The sequence below is a fragment of the Streptomyces sp. NPDC057307 genome, assembly GCF_042667665.1.
Classification (GTDB): domain Bacteria; phylum Actinomycetota; class Actinomycetes; order Streptomycetales; family Streptomycetaceae; genus Streptomyces.
The window spans coordinates 34,444-52,773 of the sequence record NZ_JBHUZM010000011.1 but is presented as its reverse complement, the minus strand read 5'-3'; the positions used below and the strand labels follow the sequence as shown (position 1 = coordinate 52,773).

The window sequence follows — 18,330 nt, the reverse complement described above, 5'->3', positions numbered from 1 at the left end:
CGGTAGGGGGCCGTTACGGCGCGGTGCGGCCGGTCCGGGTGGCGGGCGCCTTCGGCGGGTGTCTTGAACAGGCCGGTGGTGACTGGTTCCAGGCGCGTAGCAGGCCCGCCGATTCACCCGGTAGCGTGAACTGACGATTCCGTAGGTCCACACTAGGAGTCCCGGTGACGCAAAGCGGACAAAGGGACGAGCCGCAGTCGCCTGCCGCTCGGCCCGCGCACGAAGGCATCGTGCTGCCCGCCGACGGCGGTCCCCCCTTGATGCCCGGCGCCCAGGCGCCGGTCCCGGCCGACCAGGCCGCCCCGGCGGGCGGACAGCCGTGGGGGCAGCCCTGGGGTCCGGGGGCGCCACAGCCGCAGGCCGAGCCGGAGCCGCCTCAGCAGGACCCAGGTGCGTACGGGACGTACCAGCAGCCGGGAGCGTACGGCGGCGGGGGTGGCGGCGGGTACGGCTACCCGCAACAGCCCCAGCAGGGTCAGCAGCCCCAGCAGCAGTACCAGGACCCTCAGCAGCAGCCGTACCAACAGCCGTACCAGCAGCAGCCGCCGCAGCCACAACCGCAGCCGCTGCCGCCTGCCCAGCCGGGGCCCCAGCAGCAGTACGGGGCGCCGCAGGGTGGCACGTACGGCGCGCAGCCGCTGCCCGCCGAGGCGCCGACTCCGCCTCCGGGCGGCAGCGCGGACGCGACGCAGTATCTGCCGCCGGTGCCCGCCGCCGGGTCCGCCGACGCCACGCAGTTCATACCGCCGGTGCCGCCGCAGTACCAGCAGGGCCAGAACCCCGGCGGGCTGCCGCCCGAGCGCCCCGGCGACTCCACCCAGTACCTCGGCGCCGCCCAGCCGCCCGCGCCCGCGCAGGGCACCTCGGACGCGGACGCCACGCAGTTCATCGCGCCCGTCCCGGCGACGGGACCGGGCGACATCCCGGCCGCGCCCCCCGGCGCTCCGTACGGCATCAGGCCCGGCGCCCCCGGAGAGCGCCAGCCGCCCGCCGAGTTCGACAGCCTCTTCCGTACGGAGGCCCCCGGCGGGCCGACGGCGCCGGACGAGACACAGCAGATGCCGCACTTCGACGCCGGCGCGGGCGCCGGTCCGGGTCCCGGTCCGGTGCGGGGCAGGGGCCGGGGCGCCCAGCCGCCGTACGCGCAGCAGCAACAGCAGCAGCCGTCCCCGTCGCCGTACGCGCAACCGCATGGCCCGCAGGAGCCCTCCGGTCCGCAGGGCCGGGCCGCCGGGCGCCGCAAGTCCTCACCGCTCCCGCTGATCGCCGCCGTCGTGGTCGGCTGCGCCGTCCTCGGCCTCGGCGCGGGCTGGCTGATGAGCGGCGACGACAGCAAGAAGCAGGACAACAACCAGACGGTGTCGTCGGAGAGTTCACCCTCGGGCCCGGGCGGCGACGAGAACGCGGCCGACCCCGCCAAGCCCCAGGCCGAGGAGCTGGACAAGCTCCTCGCCGAGAGCAACGACAGCCGGGCGGCCGTGATCAGCGCGGTCGAGTCCATCAAGACCTGCCAGAACCTGGACAAGGCGGTCGGCGACCTCCAGGGCGCGGCCGACCAGCGACGCGACCTGGTCTCCCGGCTCAAGGAACTCAGCCTCGACAAGCTGCCGCAGCACGGTCAGCTCTCCTCCTCGCTGACCAAGGCGTGGCAGGCTTCCGCGTCGGCGGACGACCACTACGCGACGTGGGCGGGCGAGGCGAAGACGAAGAAGGGCTGCAAGGACGGCAAGGCCCGTACGACGAAGGCGGCCCAGGAGGGCAACCGCGCGAGCGGCGAGGCGACGGCGGCCAAGCGGAAGGCGTCGGACCTCTGGAACGGCATCGCGTCCAAGTACGGCCTGACGGAGCGCGCCCCGACGGAGCTGTGAGGGAGGTTCGCGGTGCGGTTGGACCTCGCGAGGATCCTTGTCGCGCACAGCCGGCTCGACCCGGTGTTCCGGGACACACCGCAGTACGAATGCGGGCCACTGGGCGAGGCGTTGGGCTGCCGCCTCGTCCTGAAGGTGGAGACCCTGAACCCCGTCCGCTCGTTCAAGGGCCGTGGCACCGAGACCGTACTCGACCGCCTTCAGGAGAGCGGGACGGCGGACGCCGTCGTCTGCGCGAGCGCGGGGAACCTCGGCCAGGCGCTCGCCCTCGGCGGCCGGTCGCGGGGGATCGGGGTCACGGTCGTCGCGTCGTCGGCGGCCAACCCGCTGAAGATCGCGCGTATGAGAACGCTCGGCGCCGACGTGGTCCTGGTCGACGGCGAGATCGAGGAGGCCCTCGAAACGGCCGAACGCATCGCCACCGAGGCCGGCGCGTTCCTGGTCGAGGACAGCAAGGACATCGGCACGTGCGAGGGAGCGGCGACGATCGGCGTCGAGCTGTCGGAACTGCCGGGTGAACTCGACGCGGTGGTGGTCTCGTTGGGCGCCGGCGCGCTGGCGTCCGGAGTGGGCTTCGCGCTGCGGAGCCTGCGCGGGGGCACCGAGACCATCTGCGTCCAGCCCGAGAACGCCCCGGCGATGACGCTCGCCCTGCGAGCGGGCCGGCCGGTCGAGGTCGGCGCCCCGGACACCATCGCCGACGGAGTCGCGGGCCGGTACGTCCTCCCGGAAGTGCTGGACGACCTCTCGTCGGTCGCGGACGACGCGGTCCTGGTGACCGAGGCCGGCATCATCGAGGCGATGCGCCTCATCCACGTCCACGCGGGCCTGGTGGTGGAACCGGCGGCGGCGCTGGGAGTCGCCTCGATCCTGGAGTCCGCCGGCCGGTTCGACGGCAGGACCGTCGCGACCATTCTGTGCGGCGGCAATGTGACCCCGACGGACTTCGACCACTGGACCCGCGAAAACCCGTTGGCGGACCACGGCACCCCCTGCTAACTTCCCGGAGGCCGTGCGAGAGAACGAGGAGGTGGTACCCGTGAACGCAGTATCGACATGGGTGCTCCCCTCCGGGGTCACGGTCGGACGGTAGACAGGTCGTCCGGGAGCGCCGTTCCAGCGCACTCCCGAAAGGCACGACCATGCGTTTCACTTCCGAGCAGCGCCTCGACGACGGCGTCCTCGAACGCGAATTCACCCTCGGCGAGATCCCCGGCATCCTCTGGACGCCCGAACCCGCCGCCGCACCCGCACCCCTGATCCTGCTCGGCCACCCTCCCCTGGGCCTGCGCAAGATGTACCCCCGACTGGCGGCCCGCGCCCGGCACTCCGCGGCGGAGGGCTTCGCCGCGGCCACCATCGAACTCCCCGGAAGCGGCGACCGCCCCCGCCTGCCCGCCGTCGACCGGGCCCGCGCCGACCTGCGCCGGGCGCTGGAGGCGGGCGAGCCGGTCAGCGACGAGACCGTCGACGCCCTCGTCCTCCCCCTGGCCGACCAGGCGGTCCCGGAATGGCAGGCCGCCCTGGACGCGCTCCTCGCCCTGCCCGGGATCGGCGGCCCGGTCGGCTACTCGGGCGGAGTGATCGCCATCGGCACCCGCCTGGCGGCGGTCGAACCCCGCATCTCGGCGGCGGTCCTGTTCGCCGGAAGTCTCATCCCCCGCGCGACGTTCGACGAGGCCCGCCAGGTCACCATCCCACTGCACGTCCTGCTGCAGTGGGACGACGAGGGCAACGACCGCCAAGCGTCCCTCAACCTGTTCGACGCCTTCAACTCCAAGGAAAAGTCCCTCCACGCCCACCTCGGCGGCCACACGGCCGTCCCCCAGTCCGCGGGCGCCGCCGCGTCCCAATTCCTCACCCACCACCTGAAGTGACCCGTGCCCACCGGGCCGACGACGAACACCGGTCGGCCCGGTGGTGCCTTCAGCGACCGGACGGCTGACCCGCCGCCGACAGCACCGCGTCGACCAGGCGGTCCGCCGCGTCCGGGCGGCCGTGGGCGCGGGCCCGGTCGGCGATCGTCTCGCGGCGGGCACGGTCGTGCAGCAGCGGACCGACGGCAGCCTGCAAGGCCGTCGGCGACACCTCGCCCAGGAGGGCGACGGCGGCGCCGGCGTCCTGCAAGTGGCGTGCGTTGTGGGCCTGTTCGTTGCCCGCCGACGACGCCAGGGGGATGAACACCCCGGCCTTGCCCAGCGCGGTCAGCTCGGCGATCGTTCCGGCGCCGCTGCGGGAGACCACGACATCGGCCAAGGCGAGCACGTCCGGCAGTTCGCCGCCCACGAACCCGGTCAGGTGGTAGCGGCCCGCCAGTTCGGCGGGCAGTGTGGCCGCCGTCTGCCGCATGGTCGCCACGTTCGCCTCACCGCACTGGTGGATGACGTTCGCGTGCCCCAGCAGCCACGGCAGGATTCCGCCGACGGTCCCGTTGATCTGCGCGGAGCCCTGCGCGCCGCCGGTCACGTACACCGTCGGCAACGACCGGTCGAAGCCCGTCAGCGACAGGGCCTGGACGGCCTTGTCCGGCTGCCCTGCCAGCACCTCGGGGCGTACCGGATTGCCGGTCACCACGGCGCGGGCGCGGGCGGCCTCCGGCAGCAGCGGGAGCGTGGACTCCGACGACACCGCGACGATCGCCGCGGCCCGCGCCAGAGCCTTGTTCGCGAGCCCCAGCCGGACGGTCTGCTCATGCACCACGAGCGGCCGACGGCACAACTTCGCGGCCAGCCCGACGGGCACGGCCACGTAACCGCCCGTGGCGAGCACCACGTCCGGCCGGAAGTCGGAGACGATCCTCCGCGCCTGGCCGACACCGCGCGGCACGTTCGTCATGTCCTTCGCATTGGCCGGTGACACCAGCTTCAGCGGGTTCTTCGAGCGACGGATCTTCCCCGTCGCGACCTCGGCGAAAGCGATGCCCTCCGAAGCCGCGACCCGGGCCTCCAGCCCGGTGGCCGTCCCGACCCACAGCACATCGACCGACCTGCCGAGCGGGGCGAGCCGAGCCCGCAGGGCCCGCAACGCCGTGAGCGCCGGATACGTGTGCCCACCGGTGCCGCCACCAGTAACGATCAGCCGGAAAGGGGCAGTTGGCGCGATGGGACCGGCGCCGGCGCCGAGGGGGGAATCAACCATTCCCGGAGACTAACGTGCCCGCTACGCGCTGCGCCCCGCGTCGCTCAGGGTGCCGCGTACGTCCACGAAGCCGGCCTTCTGGGAGACCAGTTCGCCGTCGCGTACCACCTGGAACGTCACCTCGCTGTTCACGATGCGCGGGTAGCCGGGGGAGCCGAGCATGTCCTCGTAGCGCCAGCGGAGCGTGGGGGTGAGGCCGCCCGTCTCGACCTTCGCGCCCTTGTCCAGCGCGTGCGAGAACGTGGCCGAGGAGATCGTGTCCCGGTCGATCGACTCGACGACCGACTTGAGCGCGGTGTACGCGATCCAGGTCGTCTGCACGCCGGGGTCCGCCGCGTCGATGCTGTCGTCGCCGAACGCGTGCTTCTGGATCACGTCCCGCATCGGCCGCCACGCCGGATCCTTCGCCTGCGGGTACCAGCCGGTGACGTACGCGCCCTCGAAGAGGCCCTTCGAGCCGCCCGTCCGGTCCACCAGGGGCTGGCCGACGCTGCCGAGCACCGAGGAGATGCGGACGGGCCGGCTGGTGTCGGGGAGTCGGCGGTAGGAGTCGAAGAACGTTTCCGTACGGTCGCCGAGCACCGCCGTGACGCAGCCGTCGTCGGCGGTGGCCGCGTTCTCGCGGGCCCTCTCCGCCGAGTCGGTGTAGTCGGTGGCGTCCTCGGCGGCGCGGATGTCCGTCGCCTTCCCGTCGTCGCCCTCGCTCTTGCCTTTGTTGAGGCCGGAGTTGAGCAGTTCCGGCATCACGTCACCGGTGATCGTGTCGGGCCGCACGATGGATACCGGGCCGCACTCCCCGCCCAGCTGCATGCCGTTGCCGGCCAGGAGCGACGCCTGGCCGCCGTTGACCGGGTACGAGACGAAGCTGGAGAACTCCCGCTCGGTTATGCCGTAGCCCCCGAGATACGGGATCCCGGCCGCCTCCAGCGGCGCCATGAAGGCGTTGCCGTGCTGGCTGTACGAGCCGACGACGGCCGTGACGTCCTTCTCGGCGGCCAGCCGCGCGCAGTCGGCCGCGCCCGCCGAGGTGTTGCGCTCGTTGCAGGTCAGCACACGCAGCTCGTGGCCGTCGATACCGCCCGCCGCGTTGACCCACCGGGCGAACGCCTTGGCCATGGCCGGCATCCCCGGCATGTTCGTCGCGGAGGTGCCCTCGGGCGCCCACGTCATGACCGTGACGGGCTCCCTGGAGCCCCCCGGGTCGCCAGGGAGCACGCCACACCCGGTGACCAGCGACGCTCCGGCCGCCGCTGTGCACAAGACGCGGACCGCCTGATTCCGGCGGAAGGGGCGGGGTGAGGAGGAGCGCTGCTGCCTACCGGTCATGTGTCCGCACACTTCCGGCCCGGGGGTAACTGCCAGGTGGGGCTTGTTCAACCAGACATGACAACGAGGTGAATTACGGGGGGCCAGGTGATCGCCTTCCGGAGGACCGTACGATCGACTGCTGTGCAGCAAGGTTCGGAGAACTCTTCCCGTCGCGGCCGTCGCTCCTCCACCATGGGCGACATGCCGCTCAATGACATTCCCTGGTGGCGCTGGCGCAGCAATGTGCGCTCGGCGCTGCACATGCTTTCCGATCCCGTCTTCCACCAGGAGTACTGGCTGGCCGGCCGCGAGGGGTACGGCGACGTCACCGACGCCGTGTACCGGCTGGTCGAGGACACCTGGCTGGACAACTGGTCGGCCGAGAAATACGTCGGGACGATCTTCCGCGACTCCGGCGAGGCCGCGCTGGTCGACGTCGCCGTCCTGCGGGTGCTGCGGATCATGCACCAGGTGGGGCCGGACGCCCCGATCTCGGTGTATCTGGAGCATCACGGCTGGCCGGAGGCGGTACGGGCGGCGCGCGAGGCGCACGTCAGGCTGGCCGTCAACGACGGCGAGGACCCGGACACGGTGCCGCGCTCGCTGGACGTGCTGCGGATCCTGACGCGGTCGGCGTGATGTGCGTTACGTGGCGCGTCTGAGGGTGCCGTCCTTCTCGACGGTACGCCGTGCCGCCCCGAGCCCCGTGTGGGATCCTCTGGGGTCATGAGTGCCCCGCAGCAGCCCGCCGCCCAGGCCGACCGGCCCGCCCTGTCCGACCAGTACGTCCTGACGCTGTCCTGCCCGGACAAACAGGGCATCGTGCACGCCGTGTCCAGCTTTCTCTTCATGACCGGGTGCAACATCGAGGACAGCCAGCAGTTCGGCGACCGCGACACCGGTCTCTTCTTCATGCGGGTCCACTTCTCCGCCGAGGAGCGGGTGAACCTGGAGAAGCTGCGCGCGAGCTTCGCCGCGGTGGGGGACTCCTTCCGGATGGACTGGCAGCTCCACCAGGCCGGGGAGCGGATGCGGGTCGTCCTGATGGTCAGCAAGTTCGGCCACTGCCTGAACGACCTGCTTTTCCGGTCGCGTACGGGCGCCCTCCCCGTGGACGTCGCCGCCGTCGTCTCCAACCACACGGACTTCGCCGAGCTGGTCGCCTCGTACGACATCCCCTTCCACCACATCCCCGTCACCAAGGACACCAAGGACGCGGCCGAGGCCGAGCTGCTGGAGCTGGTACGCGCCGAGGACGTCGAACTGGTCGTGCTGGCCCGCTACATGCAGGTCATCTCCGACGACCTGTGCAAGCAGCTGAACGGCCGGATCATAAACATCCACCACTCCTTCCTGCCGAGCTTCAAGGGCGCGAAGCCCTACCACCAGGCGCACGCCCGGGGCGTGAAGCTGATCGGCGCCACCGCCCACTATGTGACGGCCGCCCTCGACGAGGGCCCGATCATCGAGCAGGAGGTCGAGCGCGTCGGCCACGAGGTCACTCCGGAGCAGCTCGTGGCGATCGGCCGCGACGTGGAGTGCCAGGCCCTCGCGCGCGCGGTGAAGTGGCACGCCGAGCACCGCATCCTGCTCAACGGCCGGCGCACGGTCATCTTCGGATAGCCGCCGGGGCCGGACACCGGACCCGGCCGACCACAGGCCGACCACAGGCGGACCCCCGCCGGACCCCCGTCGGTCCCCGCCCGGTCCCGGCGCGGTCCCCGCATGACAGGTATCAGCGATCTCCTTGCGGGCGCGCGTCGCGTCATTCACGATCTCCGTGCACCAGAAACCGCTTACTGCCAACACAGGGGAGATCAGGATGCGCAAGCGCGCAGTACTCGTGAGTGTGGGAATCGCCGTTCTGGCCATCACCGGAATCAACGCCCCCGCCCAGGCGGCGGCTCCGGGAACGTCCGTCAGCGCCGGTGCCCGGTCCGAGGCGGCATGGGTGTACATCGGTTCGTACTCCAGCAGGGCCTACTGCGTCGACGCCGGTCAGCAGTATGTGCGTGAGGGCTTCAGCAAGTACCGCTGTGACGCGGCTCCGGGCGGCACGGGCTACTACGAGCTGTTCGTGAGCTAGCCGCCGATCGGCCGTCCGCACGTGCCGTACCTCGTCGTACGGCATGTGCGGACGGCCCGCTACAGCCTGCTCAGCGAAGCCGCCGCGAACAGCACGTCCCGGATCGCGTCGCGGTCGCCGTCCTGACCGGCGGCCGCCTCCTCCGGTGAGATGTGCCCCGCCACCAACTGGCAGAACTCGACGTCGTCCAGCGCCACTTGGGCCACCGAGCGCTCGGCCGTGCCGACCGCGGCCGGTGAGTCCAGCGCGATGTACCAGTCGCCGCCGCCCGCGCCCTCGACCTCCAGGTGCAGCGACCGGCCCGGCGAACCGGGCACGACCAGATGACGCGCGGGCGAGGCCAGGCCCGCGCGGCGGCGGGCCGCGAGGGTGGACGGGATCAACTGCGCGGCCAGATCGATCATCACGCGCAGATGCGGACCGCTCGGCGCCGGATACGGGTAGTCCACCGCCTCCGCGATGTCCCAGCCGTGGATCCAGCACTCGAAGGCCCGGTCGATCAGCGCGTCGCGCAACGGCAGGGCGAACTCGCCGTACGAGACGGAGAGTTCGGCCACGCCACGACCCGCGAACGACACCGTTCTGATCAGCGTGTGGCTCTGGTCGCGCCACGGCTCGTGGATCGTGCGGGTGGGCGGCGGCTGCGCCGTACGCCAGAACGCCTCGGTCCGGTCGGTCGGCGACAGCGGCGCCGCCGTGCCCAGCGGATCGTCGAGCCCCAGGGCGGAGGCCACCAGTCCGTCCACGGTCATGAGATGCCCGATGACGGCCGCGACCGTTGCCCTGCGCGCGGTGGGCTCCTCCTTCTCGAACCACTTGAGCTGGAGCGGCGCGTGCCACTCCGCGTCGCCGAAGTCGCGCAGCAGCGCGTCGAGCCGGGCGGTCTCGGCGTCGTACGGGGTGGCCCACACCGGCACCGGGATACGGGCGGCCCGGCGGTCGAGGCAGTTCTCCAGCACGCGGGAGCGGAGCAGCGGCGGGAGATCCAGATTGCGGTCGGCCTGCAACAGGCCGACGGCGTCCCGCAGTTTGAGGGCCTCGTCGGCGCACGGCGCGCACTCGGTGAGGTGGTTCTCGACGTGGGTCGTCTCCTCGGGCGAGCACGCGGCCAGCGCCCAGGCACCGAGCAGGGACTTCAGTACGGAGTGCGAGGGCGGCGGCCCGGCGGGCTCCGGGGTGAGTGGCGTCACGCGCTGTTCCCCGGCCGGATCGGGCGGGTGGGCCGGCTCGCGCGGCGCGGCGAGGGCCGCGTCCGTAACGCTGTCGGTGGTGTCCTCGGTAACGTCGGCGGCAGCTCCGTCCGCGACGCGCCCCGTGACGCTGCCCGCCCCCGGTCCCGCTTCCTCGTCGGCCCCGTCCTGCCCAGCTGCGTCGTGCGGCTCATCTGTGTCATCCGGCTCATCCCGCACTTCCCGTTCGCGGCTCTCCTCCGCCGCCTGCGCGGCGCGCGCGGCACCTTCGAGGGCCCGGCGCAGTACGTCCGCCGCGGGCGGCTCAAGGTCGTCCGCGGGGGCGCGCTGGCCGGGTATGCGCGGCACACCGCGCACCCCGTCAGGCTCGTCCGGGTCGCGACGGCCGCCGTTCCGGCCGCCGTCGAACGGCCCGGTCACAGCGACCGTCCGTGTCCGGGCGGCGAGGAGCCCTCCAGGGGCCGGGTGTTCGCCGACGAGAGAAGCTGCAGGCCGAGCCGGAGCCGGCGCCGCGCCTCGTCCTCGGTGACCCCGAGGTCGGCGGCGGTCTGCCGGTAGTCACGGCGCTGGAAGTACGCCAGGTCCAGCGCGGCGCGCAGGGGCGCGGGCATGGAGGTGACGATGTAGTCGGCGCGTGCGGCGGCGGACGCCTCGCGGATCTTCTGCTCCAGCTCCTCCGCGCTGCCCTCGCCGCTGGCCTGACGGGCGGCCGTCTCCAGCTGCCGCAGCCGGTTCACGGCCTGGACACGGGCGAGCTTGGCGATCCAGGACCGCATCGAGCCCTGCTTGGGGTCGAAGACGTCCGGGTTCTCCCACACGTAGCCGAAGACCTCGCGGGTTATCCGGTCGGCGGCCTCGCTGTCGTCGAGCACCCGGTGCGCGAGGCTGTGCACGAGCGAGGCGAAGCGGTCGTACAACTCGCCGAGCGCCGCGGCCTCGCCCCGCGAGAGCCGCTGCTGCATCCTGCGGTCCCAGCGGGGCGGTGTGTCCTTTGCCATGAGACCCCCAGCCCTGTGACTGCTCCGTGACCCGACCCTGCTACCGGTGCTCCGTGCCTGACCCCGCCGTTTCGAATGTACTGGCCAGTGTCAATGAAGTGCGCCCCTTTGCGTCAAGTGCGCCCCCGGGGGCCGTCCGAGCTGATAAGGAATTTCCCCGGTTCATGACCGTTGTGTTTCATGAGAGACCAGGAGGGCAGCCGCCGAGGAAGAAGGATGATCCCCGGTGAAGGTCCGGAATCCGGAACTCCGCTAACGGGTCTCCGGGTCGGTTCGAGGGAAGGTCCAGGCGTGACGCTCAAGGTGGACAAGGACGAGCACGGTCTGTGGACCGTGCTGCGCATCACCGGAGAACTGGATCTCATGACGTCGCCCGAGGTCCGCCAGCATGTGCACGACGCGGTCGCCGCCGGCCGCCGTGAGCTGGTGCTCGACCTGTCCGAGGTGTTCTTCTGCGACTCCAGCGGTGTCGGCGTGCTGATCGCCTCCCGCAAGTTGATGCGCTCCTGCCAGGGCCAACTGCATCTCATCCTGCCCGCCCACGGCGCGGAGGAGGGCTCGCACGTCAACCGCGTCCTCGCGGCTCTCGGTGTGCGCCGTCTGTTCGAGGTCTACTCGGACGTCTCCGACGCCGTCGACGAGGAGGCGCAGCCCCTCTCGGCCTGAGTCGCGCCGGGTTGTGCGGGTCTGCGCCGGGATGCGCCGGTCGTGCCGCGCCGGGGTGGACCGTGGCGGTCCCGCCGGGCCGTGTCCGTCGGACAGACCCGAAGCCTTCACATGGCAGGGCCCCGGCGTCGTACGCTCCCAGTCATGGACAGCGCAGAGTACGAGGGCAAGATCGCCTCCCGATTCGCCGCCTTCGACCAGGACGGCAACGGCTACATCGACCGCGAGGACTTCAGCGGAGCGGCAGCGGCACTGCTCGCGGAGTTCGGCGTCACCGCACGATCCGACAAGGGGCAGGCCCTCTACAGCGGGGCCGAGGCCTTCTGGCAGGGCATGGCGGGCATCGCGGACGTCGACGGTGACCAGCGGGTCACCCGCCAGGAATTCATCACCGGCGCCGCGAAGAGGCTGCGCGACAGCCCCAAGCGCTTCGCCGAGATCGCCCGTCCCTTCCTGCACGCGGTGATCGCCATCGCGGACGAGGACGGCGACGGCGTGACGCCCGCGGCGGCCGAGCGGGTGCTGGTCGTGCTGGGCACGGAGCCGGCCGTGGCGACGCAAGCGGCCCGGGGGCTGGACGGGGACGGTGACGGCCGGATCACCGAGGAGGAGATCCTGACGGCGTTCGCCGCGTACTACGTGACGCCGGAGCCGTAAACCGGGAGCGGTACGAGGCGGAGAGCGTGCCGTACCGGAGCCGTCCGGAGAGCGTGACCGTGCGTGACGGAAAGGCCCCTCGCGCATGTCGATACCGGGTTGTGTCCTACGGGAGACCCGTCACGGGCCGGAGTCGGCGGCGGGCTCCGGTACGCTCCGTCGGGTGCGAGTGGTAGTGAGGCGCGACGGATCCGGTGTGGCCAGTACGGCGACGCCGGACCGGGGAATGCCTGCCAGTAGCACCGTTCGAAGGCGCCGGACGCGTCCTTGTTCGACTCCCCGCAGAGCGCGTCGCACAGTATCCCTCACGCGTACTCCTTCGCGTTGGAATATGCCCGAAGCGCTTGTTGCGGTGACTGTACGTCAACCATGCTGTCCCGCAAGGGAATCACGTTCTGTGACCTTGTCGTGGACCTTGTCGAGGCGCGAGGCGATGTGCCCGCCGGTTCGGATGGTGTGAGCGGTGCAGGTTCTTCAGATGCAGTTGGAGGTCGGGGCTGATCCGGCGGAGGTCGGGCGGGCCCGGCGATGGGCGCGGTCGCGGCTCATCGGCTCCGGAATGAACGACGACGAGCCGTTGGCGGAGACGCTGATCCTGCTGATCTCGGAGCTCGTCACCAACGCCGTTGTGCACACCGGCTGTCCGGCCGTGCTGCGGATGCTGTTCGGTTCGGGGGCCGCCGAGGCCGGGACCGTACGGGTCGAGGTCGCCGACACCAGCGCGCGACCGCCCTGTCCGCGTCACGCGCAGGGCGAGGACACCAACGGGCGTGGCCTGGAGCTGGTCGACGGGCTCGCCGACCGGTGGGGCTGGCAGCCGGAGGGCTCGGGCAAGCGGATCTGGTGCGAGGTGGACCGGAGCGAGCCGGGCGAGGGCGCGGAGTACGTACCGCCGACACCGGCGCCGGTGCGGTACGGCGGGCTCGGACGGTACGCGGTCGACCTGTCGGGGTCGGCGGGGCCCGCCGCGGCGGGGGCCGGTGCCGGTGCCGGGGTGGTGGCGGAGGAGCCGTCGAAGGCCGTCACGCAGTCCTGAGCGCGGTGGCCGCAGCCCTGAGCGCGGTGCCTGTCGCCGTCGCCACGTCGGCGGACGGCTCGGCCGGGGGAGTCCGCTGCCCGGGGACCGGACGGAACGTACGCCGGTAGACCGTCGGCGAGACACCGAGCGCCGCCTGAAGATGCTGGCGCATGGACTGCGCCGTACCGAACCCCGCGTTGTGCGCGATCTGGTCGACGGAGAGATCCGTCGCCTCCAGCAGATGGCGGGCCCGCTCGACCCGCTGCTGGACCAGCCACTGTCCGGGGCTGATCCCGGCCTCCTCGCGGAAGCGGCGCGTGAACGTCCGTACGGACATCGACTCCTGTTCCGCCATGTCCCGCAGCTGGATCGGCTCGTGCAGTCGGGCGAGCGCCCAGGCTCTGGCCGTGGTGGTGGTCGCCAACTGGGCATCGGGGACGGGACGTTGGATGTACTGGGCCTGGCCGCCGTCCCGGTGCGGCGGGACGACCGTACGCCGCGCGACGTCGTTGGCGATCGCCGTGCCGTGGTCGCGGCGCACGATGTGCAGACAGAGATCGATCCCGGCGGCGACCCCGGCCGAGGTCAGGACGTCGCCGTCGTCGATGAAGAGCACGTCCGCGTCGACCTTGATCCGGGGGAAGGTCCGCTGGAAGTGCGCGGCCGACGACCAGTGGGTGGAGGCGGGCCGGCCGTCGAGGAATCCGGCGGCGGCGAGCACATACCCGCCCGTGCAGATGGAGACCAGCCGGACGCCGGGGCGCAGCCGGCCGAGGGCGGCGGCGAGTTCGTCGGTGAGCCTGCCCTCCTCGTAGACCGGGCCGAGTTCGTACGAGGCGGGGATCAGCACCGTGTCGGCGGTGGCGAGAGCTTCGGGGCCGTTCTCCACGAGGATGTCGAAGTCCGCGTCCGTACGGACCGGGCCCGGCGGGCGGATCGAGCAGGTGATCACGTCGTACAGCGGGGCACCCTCGGGGCTCTTGGCGCGGCCGAAGATCCGCTGGGGGATGCCCAGTTCGAACGGGAGGACCCCGTCGAGCGCGAGCACCACGACGCGGTGGCGCGGCGGCTGTCCGGCGCTGCCCACTGACCTCGTCCCCGGTGTCTCCGGCATCGTCCCGCTCTCCGTCGCGGGGGTTCCGTGCTGTCCGTCATACGGAAACCCCTGGTGGTCCAGACCAGTCCTTGATATCTGTCGACTCTGTGACTGCCAAGCGTTCGACGGACCCCGACATTCCCGCCCCGGCCGGGACCCCTCTCTGGAACCGTAACTTCCGCCTCTTCTTCCTTGCCAGGACCGTCGCCCGCTTCGGCGACGGCATGGTGCCCGTCGCGCTCGCCGCCGGGCTGCTCGACGCGGGACACGGCGCCTCGTCCGTCAGCTTCGCGCTCGGCGCGTGGATGATCTGCTTCGCCGGGTTCGTGCTCTTCGGCGGTGTGCTGGCCGACCGGTTCACCCCGCGCCGGATGATGGTCCTCGCCGATGTGATGCGGCTGTTCGGCACGGTGGGCCTCGCGGTCGTTTTCGCCGGGGGAGCGCCGCCGCTCTGGCTCGTGTACGCGCTGAGCGCCCTCAACGGGCTCGGCGCCGCGCTCTTCCAGCCCGGTGTGGCCAGCATGCTGCCCGTGCTCTCGCCCGACGTGCAGCGCGGCAACGCGGTGCTGCGGGTCGCCGAGTCCCTGGCGACGATGGCGGGTCCGGCGGCGGCGGGCGCGCTGGCCGGGTTCGGCGGGCCCGGCACGATCTTCGCGGTCAACGCGGCGACGTTCGGCATCAGCGGGATCTGTCTGTTCCTGGTCCGGATGGCGACCATGAGGCCGGTGCGCGGCGACTCGATGCTCACCGAACTGGTCGGCGGCTGGCGCGAGTTCCGGGCCCGGTCCTGGCTGTGGGGCGTGATCGCGGTCTGGTCGGTGTACGGCGTCACCGTCCTCGGGCCGATGGTCCCGCTGGAGGCGGTCGTGGTCACCGAGCGGCACAGCTCGGCCATGTTCGGTCTGATGATGACCGTCCAGGGGGCGGGCAGCGTGGCGGGCGGACTGCTGGCGCTGCGACTGCGCCCGGCCAGACCCCTGTTCGCGGGGACGATCGCGCTGTTCGCGGTCGCGGTGAACCTGCTGGTGCTGGCGTACGACGTCCCGCTGGCGGTGCTCGCCGCCGGATTCTTCGCGGGCGGGGTGGCCCTGGCGTTCTGGCTGGTCATGTGGTCCACGACGGTCCAGACGATGATCCCGCCGGAGGCGCTGAACCGGCTGCACGCGTACGACGTGGCCGGCTCCCTGATCATGCTCGCCGTCGGCCGCGCGCTGGCGGGTCCGGCGGTGGAGGCGATCGGGATGCGCGAGGTGCTGGTGGGCGGGGCGGTGGTGAACGTGCTGGTGTGCGGGGCGCTGTTCGCGGCGCGGCCGATACGGGAGTTGAGACGGGTGGTCCGTCCGCAAGCTCCGGACGGGCCTGATGGGTTGAGTGGGACGGCGGCCCGTGCGGCGACTGAGGGCGAAGCGGCCACCGAGCAGACCCGGTGAGTGGGCGCACTGCCTCCCCGGCTGCCGCCGATGGCCCGATCCTAGTGACCGCTGTCCTTCGGGCCACTCGTACGCCGTGCTCCCGCCCTCGATGCTTCTTGACGTGACACAGACAGCCGAGACTCCCGCCGGTCCCGCGAAAGCCCCGACCCCCGACTCCGCCCCCGCCCCCGCTCCCACCCCGCGCCGCCGTCCCCGTATCCACCGGGCCTGGTTCGTCGCCGCCGTCACCTTCGTGACGATCATCGGTGCCGCCGCCTTCGCCTCGCTGCCCGGACTGCTCATCGAGCCGCTGAACAAGGAGTTCGACTGGTCACGCGGCGAGATCGGGTTCGCCGTCTCGGTCAATCTCGCGCTGTACGGGCTCACCGCGCCGTTCGCCGCCGCGCTCATGGACCGGTTCGGGATACGCCGGGTCGTCGCCGTCGCGCTGACCGTGATCGCCACCGGTTCCGCGCTCACCGTCGTCATGACCGCGGCCTGGCAGATGGTCCTCTACTGGGGCGTCCTCGTCGGTCTCGGCACCGGCTCGATGGCCCTGGCCTTCGCCGCCACCGTCACCGACCGCTGGTTCGTCGCCCGGCGCGGGCTCGTCACCGGCATCCTCACCGCGGCGGGCGCGTCGGGGCAGTTGGTGTTCCTGCCGCTGCTCTCCTGGCTCGTGGCGAACCACGGCTGGCGCCCCGCCTCCATCACCGTCGCGATGTCCGCGCTCGTCGTCGTCCCGTTCGTCTGGCTGCTGCTGCGCGACCACCCGGCGGACGTGGGGCTGCCCGCGTACGGCTCCGAGGAGTTCAAGCCCAAGCCGCCGCCGGTCACCGGCGCCGCGCGGCGAGCGGTCACCGTCCTGTTCGAGGCCGCCCGCACCGGCCCCTTCTGGCTGCTCGCCGGAACCTTCGCGATCTGCGGCGCCTCCACGAACGGCCTGATCAAGACCCACTTCATCCCCGCCGCGCACGACCACGGCATGCAGATCACAGCCGCCGCCTCACTCCTCGCCGTGATCGGTGTCTTCGACATCATCGGCACGATCGCCTCGGGCTGGCTCACCGACCGCTTCGACGCGCGCCGGCTGCTCGCCGTCTACTACGCGCTGCGCGGCGTCTCGCTGCTCTTCCTGCCGATGCTGCTCGTGCAGGGCGGTGCGGACGTCCGGCCGCCGATGCTGTTCTTCATCGTCTTCTACGGCCTCGACTGGGTCGCGACCGTCCCGCCGACGATCGCCCTGTGCCGCGAGTACTACGGCGCCGACAGCGCCATCGTCTTCGGCTGGGTGCTCGCCTCGCACCAGATCGGCGCCGGGGTCGTCGCGTTCGCGGGCGGCCTGGTGCGGGACCTCACCGGCTCGTACAACGCGGTCTGGTACGCCTCGGGCGCGCTGTGCGCGGCGGCGCTGATGGCTCTGCTGATCCGGAGCCGTACCAAGGCCGGCCCGGCGGATGCGGTGGATGCGATCAACGTGACCTGAAAGAAGACGACTTCGGCGACTACTTGAGCGCCTTGGTCTTGTGCGGCTTGGCCTTCCGCGTCTTCGCCTTGGCCTGCTGTGCCTTCGCCTTGACCGCTTGCGACTTGAGCGTCTGCGACTTGACCGCCTTCGCAATCCGCTCCGCGTCCATCGCCAGCTCACGCAGCATCCCGCTGATCGGATTCGTGAAACCCGTGAAGTACAGCCCCGGCGCCCGCTCGGACGTCCGCCCGCCGCGCACCACCGGGCACCCCCGCTCGTCCAGTACGTCGAGGTGGCCCAACAGGCCCTCCAGGGACCGGCTGTAGCCGGTCGCGGCGATCACCACGTCGGGCGAGATCCGCGAACCGTCCGCCAGCACCACCTTGTTGTCGTCGAACGACTCGACCGCCGCCACCGGCTCGACCTTGCCCTTGCGCACCGCCGCGATCAACCCCACGTCCTGCACCGGGATCGCGCCCTCGCGCACCCGCGAGTACATCCCGGTGTCGGGGCGCGGCAGGCCCTTGGCCGTGAGGTCGGGCATCGCGATCTTGCACATGATGTCGCCGGCCCGGTCGACCAGCCGCGTCGGCAGCCGCCGGACCAGAATGCCGGTGCGCTGCGCCGACCAGCCCGCGGTGGAGCGGCGCACGATGTGCGGGACGGTACGGATCGCGAGGCGCACCCGCGCCGCGCCGCCCTCCACCAGGTCGACCGCGATCTCGGCGCCCGTGTTGCCGGCGCCGACGACCAGGACGTCCTTGCCCTCGTACGGACCGGGGTTGCGGTACGCGCCCGCGTGCAGCAGTTCACCGCCGTACGACTCCGCGCCCGGCCAGGACGGCAGCCTCGGCGTGTGGTTGTAGCCGGTCGCGACGACGACGGCGCTCCCCGTCAACTCCCGCCCACCGGTGCCGTGCAGCAGCCAGCTCTCGCCGTCCGCCGAACGCTCGATGCCCGTGACCTCGACGCGGGTGACGATCTCCAGGCCGTGGAACTCCGCGTACTTCTCCAGATAGCGGACCATGTGCGCACGCGAGACCCAGCGCCCGAAGGACCGCGGTATCGGCAGCCCCGGCAGCGCGGACAGCTTGCGGGTGGTGTGCAGATGGAGCCGGTCGTAGTGGCCGCGCCAGGAAGCCCCGACGGCCTCGGACTTCTCCAGTACGACGGCTCGCACGCCCTGCGCGCGCAGCGCGGCGGCGACGGCGAGACCGCCTGGGCCGCCTCCGATGACGTACACGGGGCGGTCGTTGGTGAGGTCGATGTCGCTGGGCATGAGAGCTGAGCGTAATCGAGCGGGCACTTGTTGGGTCTCGGTCAAGATGGGAATCGATTGCGAATCGGTTACGTCCGGGTAAGTTCTGCGCGCGGCGGCTGAAACCGCGGTGAAAGCGGCGTGAATCCGACGGCCCGCACGCTGCT

General features: G+C 71.8%; 17 protein-coding genes. 11 read left to right on the top strand and 6 right to left on the bottom strand.

From position 1 onward, the window contains the following. Window positions 1-164: 164 nt before the first annotated feature. From ACFUN8_RS07065 to ACFUN8_RS07055, 3 genes are all read left to right on the top strand, one after another. Complete coding sequence (locus tag ACFUN8_RS07065; RefSeq protein WP_383632660.1) at window positions 165-1,868, top strand: hypothetical protein; 1,704 nt, start codon at window positions 165-167, stop codon at window positions 1,866-1,868. Window positions 1,869-1,880: 12 nt separating this feature from the next. Then, window positions 1,881-2,867 (top strand): threonine/serine dehydratase, encoded by a 987-nt coding sequence (locus ACFUN8_RS07060; RefSeq protein ID WP_383632657.1) that lies wholly within the window; start codon window positions 1,881-1,883, stop codon window positions 2,865-2,867. 143 nt (window positions 2,868-3,010) lie between these two features. Then, complete coding sequence (locus ACFUN8_RS07055) at window positions 3,011-3,745, top strand: alpha/beta hydrolase (RefSeq protein WP_383632655.1); 735 nt, start codon at window positions 3,011-3,013, stop codon at window positions 3,743-3,745. A gap of 49 nt (window positions 3,746-3,794) precedes the next feature. On the opposite strand, the gene ACFUN8_RS07050 is transcribed toward ACFUN8_RS07055, so the two are convergent. Beyond that, window positions 3,795-5,006, bottom strand: a complete 1,212-nt coding sequence (locus ACFUN8_RS07050) for a glycosyltransferase (protein WP_383632653.1) — start codon at window positions 5,004-5,006, stop codon at window positions 3,795-3,797. A gap of 21 nt (window positions 5,007-5,027) precedes the next feature. Continuing rightward, the gene (locus ACFUN8_RS07045) at window positions 5,028-6,332 is read right to left on the bottom strand and encodes an ABC transporter substrate-binding protein (RefSeq protein ID WP_383632650.1); all 1,305 of its coding nucleotides are present in this window, start codon (window positions 6,330-6,332) and stop codon (window positions 5,028-5,030) included. Window positions 6,333-6,515: 183 nt separating this feature from the next. On the opposite strand from ACFUN8_RS07045, the gene ACFUN8_RS07040 reads away from it, so the two are divergent. The 3 genes from ACFUN8_RS07040 to ACFUN8_RS07030 all read left to right on the top strand — a co-directional run bounded on the left by ACFUN8_RS07040 (window position 6,516) and on the right by ACFUN8_RS07030 (window position 8,400). Next, window positions 6,516-6,953, top strand: a complete 438-nt coding sequence (locus ACFUN8_RS07040; protein ID WP_363242771.1) for a hypothetical protein — start codon at window positions 6,516-6,518, stop codon at window positions 6,951-6,953. An 87-nt stretch (window positions 6,954-7,040) separates the two neighbouring features. Next, window positions 7,041-7,937 carry a formyltetrahydrofolate deformylase gene (purU, locus tag ACFUN8_RS07035; protein ID WP_383632646.1) on the top strand — a complete coding sequence of 299 codons (897 nt, stop codon included), beginning with the start codon at window positions 7,041-7,043 and terminating at the stop codon, window positions 7,935-7,937. 199 nt (window positions 7,938-8,136) lie between these two features. Further along, window positions 8,137-8,400, top strand: coding sequence for a hypothetical protein (locus ACFUN8_RS07030; protein ID WP_383632643.1), 264 nt, complete (start codon window positions 8,137-8,139; stop codon window positions 8,398-8,400). Between the two features lie 59 nt (window positions 8,401-8,459). On the opposite strand, the gene ACFUN8_RS07025 is transcribed toward ACFUN8_RS07030, so the two are convergent. Continuing rightward, window positions 8,460-10,010, bottom strand: coding sequence for a maleylpyruvate isomerase N-terminal domain-containing protein (locus ACFUN8_RS07025; RefSeq protein ID WP_383632640.1), 1,551 nt, complete (start codon window positions 10,008-10,010; stop codon window positions 8,460-8,462). Beyond that, window positions 10,007-10,588 (bottom strand): sigma-70 family RNA polymerase sigma factor, encoded by a 582-nt coding sequence (locus tag ACFUN8_RS07020; RefSeq protein ID WP_383632637.1) that lies wholly within the window; start codon window positions 10,586-10,588, stop codon window positions 10,007-10,009. The genes ACFUN8_RS07025 and ACFUN8_RS07020 overlap by 4 nt, the downstream gene beginning before the upstream one ends. A 291-nt stretch (window positions 10,589-10,879) precedes the next feature. Here ACFUN8_RS07020 and ACFUN8_RS07015 point away from each other — a divergent pair, with 291 nt between their 5' ends. From ACFUN8_RS07015 to ACFUN8_RS07005, 3 genes are all read left to right on the top strand, one after another. Beyond that, a complete protein-coding gene (locus ACFUN8_RS07015) occupies window positions 10,880-11,254 on the top strand; it encodes an STAS domain-containing protein (protein WP_383632634.1) in 375 nt (124 codons plus the stop codon). A gap of 144 nt (window positions 11,255-11,398) precedes the next feature. Then, window positions 11,399-11,911 carry an EF-hand domain-containing protein gene (locus tag ACFUN8_RS07010; RefSeq protein ID WP_383632631.1) on the top strand — a complete coding sequence of 171 codons (513 nt, stop codon included), beginning with the start codon at window positions 11,399-11,401 and terminating at the stop codon, window positions 11,909-11,911. A gap of 463 nt (window positions 11,912-12,374) precedes the next feature. Beyond that, window positions 12,375-12,947, top strand: a complete 573-nt coding sequence (locus ACFUN8_RS07005; RefSeq protein ID WP_383632628.1) for an ATP-binding protein — start codon at window positions 12,375-12,377, stop codon at window positions 12,945-12,947. Here ACFUN8_RS07005 and ACFUN8_RS07000 read toward each other — a convergent pair. Next, complete coding sequence (locus ACFUN8_RS07000) at window positions 12,934-14,043, bottom strand: GlxA family transcriptional regulator (RefSeq protein ID WP_383632625.1); 1,110 nt, start codon at window positions 14,041-14,043, stop codon at window positions 12,934-12,936. The two genes, ACFUN8_RS07005 and ACFUN8_RS07000, sit on opposite strands and share 14 nt — an antisense overlap. An 89-nt stretch (window positions 14,044-14,132) precedes the next feature. Here ACFUN8_RS07000 and ACFUN8_RS06995 point away from each other — a divergent pair, with 89 nt between their 5' ends. Both ACFUN8_RS06995 and ACFUN8_RS06990 read left to right on the top strand, forming a co-directional pair. Next, window positions 14,133-15,455, top strand: a complete 1,323-nt coding sequence (locus ACFUN8_RS06995; RefSeq protein ID WP_383632622.1) for an MFS transporter — start codon at window positions 14,133-14,135, stop codon at window positions 15,453-15,455. 91 nt (window positions 15,456-15,546) lie between these two features. Beyond that, window positions 15,547-16,923, top strand: coding sequence for an MFS transporter (locus tag ACFUN8_RS06990; RefSeq protein WP_383632619.1), 1,377 nt, complete (start codon window positions 15,547-15,549; stop codon window positions 16,921-16,923). A gap of 19 nt (window positions 16,924-16,942) precedes the next feature. On the opposite strand, the gene ACFUN8_RS06985 is transcribed toward ACFUN8_RS06990, so the two are convergent. Next, window positions 16,943-18,184, bottom strand: a complete 1,242-nt coding sequence (locus ACFUN8_RS06985) for a flavin-containing monooxygenase (RefSeq protein WP_383632616.1) — start codon at window positions 18,182-18,184, stop codon at window positions 16,943-16,945. Window positions 18,185-18,330: the final 146 nt, after the last annotated feature.

Coding starts and splice junctions, on each gene's coding strand:
- ACFUN8_RS07055 (WP_383632655.1), top strand. CDS start 3,011: ATGCGTTTCACTTCCGAGCAGCGCCTCGACGACGGCGTCCTCGAACGC.
- ACFUN8_RS07050 (WP_383632653.1), bottom strand. CDS start 5,006: ATGGTTGATTCCCCCCTCGGCGCCGGCGCCGGTCCCATCGCGCCAACT.
- ACFUN8_RS07045 (WP_383632650.1), bottom strand. CDS start 6,332: ATGACCGGTAGGCAGCAGCGCTCCTCCTCACCCCGCCCCTTCCGCCGG.
- ACFUN8_RS07040 (WP_363242771.1), top strand. CDS start 6,516: ATGCCGCTCAATGACATTCCCTGGTGGCGCTGGCGCAGCAATGTGCGC.
- purU (WP_383632646.1), top strand. CDS start 7,041: ATGAGTGCCCCGCAGCAGCCCGCCGCCCAGGCCGACCGGCCCGCCCTG.
- ACFUN8_RS07030 (WP_383632643.1), top strand. CDS start 8,137: ATGCGCAAGCGCGCAGTACTCGTGAGTGTGGGAATCGCCGTTCTGGCC.
- ACFUN8_RS07020 (WP_383632637.1), bottom strand. CDS start 10,588: ATGGCAAAGGACACACCGCCCCGCTGGGACCGCAGGATGCAGCAGCGG.
- ACFUN8_RS07010 (WP_383632631.1), top strand. CDS start 11,399: ATGGACAGCGCAGAGTACGAGGGCAAGATCGCCTCCCGATTCGCCGCC.
- ACFUN8_RS07000 (WP_383632625.1), bottom strand. CDS start 14,043: ATGCCGGAGACACCGGGGACGAGGTCAGTGGGCAGCGCCGGACAGCCG.
- ACFUN8_RS06990 (WP_383632619.1), top strand. CDS start 15,547: ATGCTTCTTGACGTGACACAGACAGCCGAGACTCCCGCCGGTCCCGCG.
- ACFUN8_RS06985 (WP_383632616.1), bottom strand. CDS start 18,184: ATGCCCAGCGACATCGACCTCACCAACGACCGCCCCGTGTACGTCATC.